Annotated in this window: 4 protein-coding genes; 1 reads left to right on the top strand and 3 read right to left on the bottom strand. The window is 76.9% G+C overall.

What is annotated here, in order from left to right:
* Positions 1 to 476: 476 nt before the first annotated feature.
* Complete coding sequence (locus tag ACFXAM_RS20780) at positions 477 to 1286, bottom strand: TrmH family RNA methyltransferase (protein WP_380293285.1); 810 nt, start codon at positions 1284 to 1286, stop codon at positions 477 to 479.
* A 98-nt stretch (positions 1287 to 1384) separates the two neighbouring features.
* Here ACFXAM_RS20780 and ACFXAM_RS20775 point away from each other — a divergent pair, with 98 nt between their 5' ends.
* Positions 1385 to 4153, top strand: a complete 2769-nt coding sequence (locus ACFXAM_RS20775; protein ID WP_380293283.1) for a SpoIIE family protein phosphatase — start codon at positions 1385 to 1387, stop codon at positions 4151 to 4153.
* A 113-nt stretch (positions 4154 to 4266) separates the two neighbouring features.
* On the opposite strand, the gene cobA is transcribed toward ACFXAM_RS20775, so the two are convergent.
* Together cobA and cobT are read right to left on the bottom strand one after the other, a co-directional pair.
* The gene (cobA, locus tag ACFXAM_RS20770) at positions 4267 to 5520 is read right to left on the bottom strand and encodes a uroporphyrinogen-III C-methyltransferase (RefSeq protein WP_380293281.1); all 1254 of its coding nucleotides are present in this window, start codon (positions 5518 to 5520) and stop codon (positions 4267 to 4269) included.
* Positions 5521 to 5622: 102 nt separating this feature from the next.
* Positions 5623 to 9300 (bottom strand): nicotinate-nucleotide--dimethylbenzimidazole phosphoribosyltransferase, encoded by a 3678-nt coding sequence (cobT, locus tag ACFXAM_RS20765; RefSeq protein ID WP_380293279.1) that lies wholly within the window; start codon positions 9298 to 9300, stop codon positions 5623 to 5625.
* Positions 9301 to 9503 lie beyond the last annotated feature (203 nt).

Below are 9503 nucleotides of genomic sequence, written 5' to 3'. Positions count from 1 at the left end.
TCACGCAGCGGCAGGCCCCAGGCACCACAGCAAGCCACCACACCCGGGCCGCCACGGACGAAGGCACCACCATACGCCCGACCAGGAAGTCGGCGGGCCCGACCTCCCACGCCACAACCCCGCGCGCCCCACGCGAGGACGCCGGAGCAGAAAGTCGCCCGGCCCGGACTCCCCGCCCGGCCACACCACCACCCAGGCGGCCACAGCACGCAGAGCAGGAAGTCGGCGGAGTCGACTTCTCACGCAGCGGCAGGCCCCAGGCACCACAGCAAGCCACCACACCCGGGCCGCCACGGACGAAGGCACCACCATACGCCCGACCAGGAAGTCGGCGAGCCCGACCTCCCACCCGGCCACACCACCCCCAGGTGGCCGCAGCACGCGGGCCGGGCCGGAGCAGGAAGTCGGCTAGACCGGCGTACGTCGCGTGCCGCAGGGGGTTGCTACGGCGGGGCGGTTCCTGGGCGGGGTTGGGGTCAGGTGGTGGCGGTGACGGCGTAGAAGGCGACGGCTGCGGCGGCGCCGACGTTGAGGGAGTCGACGCCGTGGGCCATCGGGATGCGCACGGCGTGGTCGGCCGCGGACAGGGCGCGGCGGGTGAGGCCGTCGCCCTCGGCGCCGAGCATCAGGGCGGTTTTGGGGAGGCGGTGCGGGGCGAGGACCGCGAGGTCGACGGCGGTCTCGGCCGGGGTGAGGGCGAGCAGCTCGAAGCCCGCCGCGCGCACCGTGCCCAGGGCGTCCGGCCAGGGGTCCAGCCGCGCGTAGGGGACGGCGAAGACCGCGCCCATCGAGACCTTCACCGCGCGCCGGTACAGCGGGTCCGCGCAGTCGGGCGAGAGCAGGACGGCGTCCATGCCGAGGGCGGCGGCGCTGCGGAAGATCGCGCCCAGGTTGGTGTGGTCGACCAGGCCCTCCAGGACGGCGACCCGGCGGGCGCCGGCCAGCAGCCCGGCGGCGTCCGGCAGCGGCTGCCGCTCCATCGAGGCGAGGGCGCCGCGGTGGACGTGGTAGCCGGTGACGGCCTCGGCCAGGGCGGGTTCGACGACGTGCACGGGGGCGTCGGACTCGGCGATGACGTCCGCCATCACGTCCAGCCACTTGGGGGTCAGCAGCATCGACCGCATCCGGTAGCCGGCCGCCAGGGCGCGGCGGACGACCTTCTCGCCCTCGGCGATGAACAGGCCCTCGGCGGGTTCGCGGCGGCGGCGGAGCTCGACGTCGGTCAGGCCGGTGTAGTCGGCGAGGCGCGGGTCGGCGGGGTCGGTGATGGTGCTGGGTTCGGACACCCTGCGATCTTGCCAAGTCGGGCGGGGGAAGGCCAACCGGCCCAATGGGCGGGGCGGCCGGTCTTGGCCCGCCGCCGCGTGGAGTGCAAATATGACGTATGGCCCGTTTTCCGGGCCGATCTTGGGCTCCGTCGGACCCTGGTGCGGCCGGTTCCACCGCCGCCTCCCGATCCACCGGTACCGCCGCCGGCTCGCCCGGTGGGCGCCCCCACGGTCGGCACCAGCGATCACGAACGGCCCGGTCGGCACCGGCCAGGGTCCGGTCGGTGGCCGGACAGGTCTTCGCGCTGCAGGTCCTGGTGGTGCTGCTGCTGGTGGTGGCGGCCGTGATCGCCCTGGTGGTGCAGTCCCGCAACGACGCCCGGCAGGAGGCCACCAACCGCTCGGTGGCGGTCGCGCAGACCTACGCCAACGCGCCGGGCATCGTCGCCGCGCTGCGCTCCCCCGACCCGACCGCGCTGCTGCAGCCCTCGGCGCAGTCGGCGCGGATCAACGCGGGCGTGGACTTCATCGTCGTGCTCAACACCGACGGCATCCGCCTCACCCACCCCAATCCGGCACGGATCGGCCAGAAGGTCATCGGCAACTACCAGCCCGCGCTGGCCGGGCAGGTGGTGACCGAGCAGGTCACGGGCACGATCGGGTCGCTGGTGCAGGCCATCGTGCCGGTGCGCGCCCCGAACGGGCAGGTGGTCGGGATGGTGTCGGCGGGCATCACGATCGCCAATGTGAGCAGTGCCAGCGAGCGGCAGCTGCCGGTGGTGCTGGGGGCGGCGGCCGCCGGGCTCGCGCTGGCGACCGGCGGCACGGCGCTGATCAGCCGGCGGCTGAAGCGGCAGACCCGGGGGCTGGGACCGGCCGAGATGACCCGCATGTACGAGCACCACGCGGCGGTGCTGCACGCGGTGCGCGAGGGCGTGCTCATCGTCGGCGACGACGGCCGGCTGCTGCTCTGCAACGACGAGGCGCGCCGGCTGCTCGACCTGCCGCCGGACGCGGAGGGCCGTCCGCTGACCGAACTGGGCCTGGATCCGGCGCCGCTGGAGCTCCTGGCGGACGGCCGGACGGTCACCGACGAGGTGGTGCTGGCCGGGGAGCGGCTGCTGGCGGTGAACGTGCGGCCCACGGACCGCGACGGCGGGCCGCCGGGCTCGGTCGCGACGCTGCGGGACTCGACCGAGCTGCTGGCGCTGTCCGGGCGGGCCGAGGTGGCGCAGCGTCGGCTGCGGCTGCTGTACGACGCCGGGGTGCAGGTCGGCAGCACGCTGGACGTGACCCGGACGGCGGAGGAGCTGGCGCAGGTGACGGTGGGCCGGTTCGCCGACATCGTCACGGTGGACCTGGCCGACCAGGTGCTGGAGGGCGACGAGCCGCCGTCCGGCGGTTCGCTGCGGATGCGGCGGACGGCGCTGGCGGCGGTCCGGGACGACGCGCCGTTCTACCCGGTGGGGACGGTCCAGGAGGTGGCGCCGTCGACGCCGCTCGCCGGGGCGCTGAGCAGCGGGCTGCCGGGGGTGGAGCCGCGGCTGGCGGACGCCGCCGGGTGGCGGGAGCAGGATCCGGAGGCCGCCGCGCGGGTGCTGGCGTACGGGGTGCACTCGCTGGTGCGGGTGCCGCTGAAGGCGCGCGGGGTGCTGCTGGGGATCGCCCGGTTCTGGCGCACGGAGGGGTCGGAGCCGTTCGAGGAGGACGACCTGGCGCTGGCGGCGGAGCTGGTCGCGCACGCGGCCGTGTGCGTCGACAACGCGCGCCGGTACACCCGGGAGCACGCGATGGCGGTGACGCTGCAGCACAGTCTGCTGCCGCGGAGCCTGCCGGAGCAGAACGCGCTGGAAGTGGCGCACCGGTACCTGCCGGCGCAGGCGGGGGTGGGCGGGGACTGGTTCGACCTGATCCCGCTGCCGGGGGCCCGGGTGGCGCTGGTGGTCGGGGACGTGGTCGGGCACGGGCTGCACGCGGCGGCGACCATGGGGCGGCTGCGGACGGCGATCCACAACTTCTCGACGCTGGACCTGCCGCCGAACGAGTTGCTGGGGCACCTGGACGAACTGGTGAACCGGATCGACCTGGAGGAGTCGGCGACCGGGGGTTCGGCGGCGGTGACGGGGGCGACCTGCCTGTACCTGATCTACGACCCGGTGGCGCGCCGGTGCACGGCGGCGAGCGCGGGGCACCCGCCGCCGGCGCTGGTGCGCCCGGACGGGTCGGTGGTCTTCCCGGAGCTGCCGACGGGGCCGCCGCTGGGGCTGGCGGTGCTGCCGTTCGAGACGGTGGAGCTGGAGGTGGCGGAGGGAAGCCGGCTGGTGCTCTACACGGACGGGCTGGTGGAGGACCGCGAGCGGGACATCGACGAGGGGCTGGAGCTGTTGCGGGCGGCGTTGACGGGGCCGCCGCGGACGCCGGAGCAGACGTGCGCGGACGTGCTGGGGGCGATGCTGCCGGAGCGGCCGCAGGACGACATCGCGCTGCTGGTGGCGCGGACCCGGGGGCTGCCCGCGGAGCAGGTGGCGGAGTGGGAGGTGCCGTCGGAGCCGGCGGCGGTCGCGGGGGTGCGGGCGGCGGTGGCGGAGCGGCTGGAGCGGTGGGGGCTGGCGGAGGCGGCGTTCGTCACCGAGCTGATCCTGAGCGAGCTGGTGACCAATGCGATCCGGTACGGCACGGGGCCGATCAAGGTGCGGCTGCTGCTCGACCGGTCGCTGATCTGCGAGGTGTCGGACGCCAGCAGTACGTCGCCCCACCTGCGGTACGCGGCCACCACGGACGAGGGCGGGCGCGGGCTGTTCCTGGTCGCCCAGTTCGCGGACCGGTGGGGGACGCGGTACACGGCCACCGGGAAGGTGATCTGGACGGAGCAGCCGCTGGAGTAGTCCGTCGGCACGGGAGGACGCGTCGGGCACTTCGCGGAGTCGCACCCGGCGAAGTGCCCGACGCGGAGAACCGTGCGGAGACCGGCGAGGCGTCGGGCGTCAGGCGTTCGGCGTCAGGCGTCGGGGGACGCGGCGGCGGCGAGGACGTTGACCACGTCGCCGATGACGATGACCGCCGGGGGCTTGATGCCCTCGGCCTCGACCGTGGCGGCGACGGTGGCCAGGGTGGCGTCCACCCGGCGCTGGGCGGCGGTGGTGCCCTCCTGGACGACGGCCACCGGGGTCCCGGCGGCGCGCCCCTCCGCGATCAGCCGGGCCGCGATCGCGCCGATCTTGTCCACGGCCATCAGCAGCACCAGGGTGCCCGTCATCCGGGCGAGCGCCCCCCAGTCGGTGAGCGAGCGCTCGTCGTCCGGCCCGACGTGCCCCGAGACCACGGTGAACTCGTGCGTCATCCCCCGGTGGGTGACCGGCACGCCGACCGCCGCCGGCACGCTGATCGAGCTGGAGATGCCCGGCACCACCGTGACCGGAAGCCCGGCCTCGGCGCAGGCCAGCAGCTCCTCGCCGCCGCGCCCGAACACGTACGGGTCGCCGCCCTTCAGCCGGACCACGAACTTGCCGGCCTTGGCGTGCTCGACCAGCGTCCGGTTGATCGCCTCCTGCGCCATGAAGCGCCCGTAGGGGATCTTCGACGCGTCGATCACCTCGACGTGCTCCGGCAGCTCCGCCAGCAGCTCGCGCGGCGCCAGCCGGTCGGCCACCACCACGTCCGCGTCCGCCAGCAGCCGCCGGCCGCGCACCGTGATCAGGTCCGGGTCGCCGGGGCCGCCGCCGACCAGTGCCACCCCCGCGCCGTGCGCGCGGTACTGGCGGGCGGCGAGCGAGCCGTCCCGCAGCCCCTCGACGATCGAGTCGCGCAGCGCGGCCGAGTGCCGGGGGTCCCCGGTGAGGACGGCCACGGTCGCCCCGGCGTCGCGGCCGCTGGCCGGCGTCCACGCGGTGGCGGCGGAGGCGTCGTCGCTGCGCGCGCAGAACACCCGTCCGCGCTCCGCCTCGGCGCTGACGGCGGCGTTCACCGCCGGGTCGTCGGTGGCGACCAGCGCGTACCAGGTGTCGGCGAGGTCGCCCTCCCGATAGGGCCGGCGGTGCCAGGTCAGCTCACCGGCGTCGGCCATCGCCTGGACGGCCGGGGTGGTGGCCGGGGATATCAGGTGCACCTCGGCGCCGGTGGCGAGCAGGGCGGGCAGCCGCCGCTGGGCGACGTGGCCGCCGCCGACCACCACGACGCGGCGGCCGGCGAGCAGCAGGCCGACCGGGTACGGGGTGCGGCCCTCGGTGCTGGGGTGGGGGGTGGGCGCGGTCATCGGTGGTGCTCCTGGATCGGTGAGGGTGTGGGGGTGCGACGCGGCGCCGCTCCGCGCACCGGCGCGCCCTCGGGCCGGTGCGCGGAGCGGATCGGGCGGGCGTCAGGCCTTCTCGGTGACCCCGGCGGAGTCGAAGGTGGCTACATCGTGCATCGCGCGGGCCGCACTCTGCACCAGCGGCAGGGCCAGCAGGGCACCGGTGCCCTCGCCGAGCCGCAGGTCGAGGTCGATCAGCGGACGCAGGCCCAGCTTGGTGAGCGCGGCCTGGTGGCCGGGCTCGGCCGAGCGGTGGCCGGCGATGCAGGCGGCCAGCACCTCGGGGGCGATCGCCTTGGCGACGAGCGCGGCCGAGCCGGCGATCACGCCGTCCAGGATGACCGGGGTGCGCAGGCTGGCCGCGCCGAGCAGGAAGCCGGCCAGGGCCGCGTGCTCCAGGCCGCCGACGGCGGCCAGGACGCCGATCGGGTCGCCCGGGTCGGGCTGGTGCAGGGCCAGGGCGGCCCGGACGACCTCGACCTTGCGGGTGTGCGTCTCGTCGTCGATGCCGGTGCCGCGGCCGGTGACCTCGGCCGGGTCCAGGCCGGTGAACACCGAGATCAGGGCGGCGGAGGCGGTGGTGTTGGCGATGCCCATGTCGCCGGTGACCAGCGCCTTGTTGCCGGCCGCGACGAGGTCGCGGGCGGTCTCGATGCCGACCTCCAGGGCCTTGAGGGCCTCCTCGCGGGTCATCGCCGGGCCCTGGGTCATGTCGTCGGTGCCGGGCTTGACCTTGCGCGGCAGCAGGCCGGTGGTGCGGCCCTGCTGGATCGCGTCCGGCAGCTCGGCGGCCACGCCGACGTCGACCACGCAGACCTCGGTGCCGATCTGCTTGGCGAAGGAGTTGACCACCGCTCCCCCGGCGAGGAAGTTGCCGACCATCTGGGCGGTCACCTCCTGCGGCCAGGGGGTGACGCCCTGGGCGTGCACGCCGTGGTCACCGGCGAAGACCGCGACGCAGGCGGGCTCCGGGATCGGCGGCGGGCACTTGCGGGACAGGCCGCTCAGCTGGGCGGAGATGATCTCCAGCATGCCGAGCGAGCCGGCCGGCTTGGTCATCCGCTTCTGGCGGTCCCAGGCCTCGCCGAGCGCCTTGGCGTCCAGCGGGCGGATGCCGCGCAGGGTCTCGGAGAGCAGGTTGTTCGGCTCCTCGCCCGGCAGGGCCCGGTTGCCGTACTGCTCCTCGTGGACGACCCAGGACAGCGGGCGCTTCTTCGCCCAGCCCTGCTGCGCGAGCTCGGGCTCGTCCGGGAAGGCGTCGACGAAGCCGACGCACAGGTAGGCGACGACCTCCAGGTGCTCGGGCAGACCGAGCTCGCGGACCAGCTCCTCCTCGTCGAAGAAGCTCACCCAGCCGACGCCGAGGCCCTCGGCGCGGGCGGCCAGCCAGAGGTTCTCGACGGCGAGGGCGGCCGAGTACGGGGCCATCTGCGGCTGGGTGTGGCGGCCCAGGGTGTGGCGGCCGCCGCGGGTGCGGTCGGCGGTGACCACGATGTTGACGGGCGTCTCAAGGATCGCCTCGATCTTCATCTCCTTGAACTGCTTGGCCCGGCCCTTGGGCAGCGAGTCCGCGTAGGCCTCGCGCTGGCGCTCGGCGAGCTCGTGCATCCTGCGGCGGGTCTTCGCGGAGCGGATGACCACGAAGTCCCAGGGCTGGGAGTAGCCGACGCTGGGGGCGGTGTGGGCGGCCTCCAGGACGCGGATCAGCACCTCGTGCGGGATCGGGTCGGGGCGGAAGCCGTTGCGGATGTCGCGGCGCTCGCGGATCACCTGGTGGACGGCCTCGCGGCCGGCGTCGTCGTAGCCGGGGGCGGCCGGGCCGCGCGGCTCGGCGGGCTCGGCGGCCTCGGCGGCGGCTTCGGCCTCCTCGGTGGCCTCGGCGACGGTCGCGGTGGCCTCGGCGGTCGCGGAGGCGTCGACGGCCTCGGGGGCGTCGGCGGTCCCGGCGGTTTCGCCGACCTCGGCGGACTCCGTGGCCTCGGGGGCCCCGGTCTCCCGGGCCGCCTCGGCGGGCTCGGCCGGGGCGACGGCCTCGGGGGCGGCCTCGGCCTCGGGCTCGGCCTCGGGGGCGGGCTGCTCGGCAACGGGCTCCGCGGCCGGCTCGGCGACGGCCGGGGCCTCGGCGGGGGCGGCGGTCCCCTCCGCGACCGGGGCGGTGTCCACGGGAGCGGCCGCTCCGGCGGCGGGGACGGCGACGGGCTGGCCCGAGGGCATCTCGCCCGTCCCGACGGCGGTCTCGGCCGCGACCTCGGGCACGGCCTCGGCGGCGGGGGCCTCGACGACGGGCTGCTGCTCGGCGGCGGCGGGCGCCTCGGCGGCGGCCTGCTCCACCACGGGCTGCTCCACCGCGGGCTGCTCGACGACCGGCTGCTCGGCAACCGGCTGCTCGGCCGCGGCCTGCTCGACGACGGCCTGCTCGGCGGCCGGGGCCTCGGGAGCGGGCTGCTCGGCCGGGGCGGGCACGGCGGGCTGGGCCGCGGCCTCGGCCGGAGCGGCCTCGGCGGCGGGCGCGGCGGTCGCATCGGGCGCGACCTCGGCGGGCGCGACCTCGGCAGGCGCGGCGGTCCCGTCGACGGCGGGCGCTATGGGGGCGGACTGCTCCGCCTCCGTCTCGACGGCGGCCGGGGCCTGGGCGGCCGGGGCGCCGGCCTCGACCGGCGGCAGACCGTGCGGAGTCGGCGCGGCCAGGAAGGCGGAGATGCGGCGCGGCTGGCCGGCCGGAGCGGCGGGCTGCGCGTCGGCGGCCGGGGTCTCCCCCTGCACCGGCTCGGCGGCGGCCGGGACCTCGGCGGCGGGGGCGACGGCCGGCTCGGCGGTCTCGGGCGCGGCGGCGGCCGGGGCGAGCGGCTGCGCGGGGGCCGGGACCTCCACCGGCGCGGGCGCGGCGACGGCCTCGGGGGTCTCGGCGGGCGTGGCCGGCACGGCGGGCGCGGCGGCCTCCGCGGGCGCCGGGACCTCCACCGGAGCGGCGGCCTGCTGGACGGCCGGCGCGGGCTGGACCACGGGCGCGACGGGCGCGGCCGCCGGGGCGGCCTGCGGCTCCGGCTGGACGGCGGCCGGCACGATCGGGATGCCGTGGGCGGGCGTGCTGCCGGTGGAGGGGCCGCGGTCGGCGAGGGAGCGCACCGGGACCTGGCCGGTCATCAGGGACGGGTCCGGGATCGGCGGGCCGGCGTGCAGCGGGCGGCGCGGCGGCTGAGCGGCCGTCATCGCCTCGGGGCCCTGCCCCTGGACGGGGACGGTCTGGGCGCCGGGCGCGGGCTGGGCGTGCAGCGGCGCCTGGGGGGCCGGGGCCTGCGCGGTGCCGTGGGCGGCGCCGAGCACGGGCGGGTCCAGCGGCGGCCAGGACGGCTCGACGGGCGTGCCGGGCGGGGTCTGCTGGTCGGGGGCCGGTTCGCCCCAGGAGCCCTGCGGGCCGGGCATCAGCAGGACGTCGTCCTCGTCGTCGAGGCCGTCCGGCTGGTCGACGAAGTGGAAGGCGGGCCGCTGGGCGCCCGGGTCGACGTTCCAGCCGTCGCCGGGGGTGCCGGGGACGCCGGCGGGGGCGTAGCCGGGCGCGCCGAGCGGGGTGCCCTGGGCGGGGACGCCGTGCGGCGGGAGCGTGCCGGGCAGGCCGGTGCCGTCCGTCGCGACGCCCGGTCCGGGTGCGACGGCCGCGGCGCCCTCGGGGCCACCGAGCGGGTCGGGCCCGGCGAGCAGGTGCTCCGGCAGTCCCTCGTTCGGGACGTGGCCGCCATCGGTCATGTCAAAGCTCCTTCCAGGCCGCTGCCGCGCCCTCGGCGACGCGATCACCGACCGCAGCGCCCATCCGCACGGGCCGGGCCTGCACCGGCCCGCCCCTCAACCACACACGGCCGCCGCGCCGAGGCGCTGCGGCCGAAGTCCTTCCGGCGCGCTGCGGCACCCCGGCCCGTGCGCCACGCGTGAGCGGTGGCGCGTCATCTGAA

It is taken from the genome of Kitasatospora sp. NPDC059462 (assembly GCF_042749955.1).
Classification (GTDB): domain Bacteria; phylum Actinomycetota; class Actinomycetes; order Streptomycetales; family Streptomycetaceae; genus Kitasatospora.
Note: the sequence above shows the minus strand (reverse complement) of the source record. Positions and strands in the feature narration are given on the sequence as shown.

Coding starts and splice junctions, on each gene's coding strand:
- ACFXAM_RS20775 (WP_380293283.1), top strand. CDS start 1,385: ATGGCCCGTTTTCCGGGCCGATCTTGGGCTCCGTCGGACCCTGGTGCG.
- cobA (WP_380293281.1), bottom strand. CDS start 5,520: ATGACCGCGCCCACCCCCCACCCCAGCACCGAGGGCCGCACCCCGTAC.
- cobT (WP_380293279.1), bottom strand. CDS start 9,300: ATGACCGATGGCGGCCACGTCCCGAACGAGGGACTGCCGGAGCACCTG.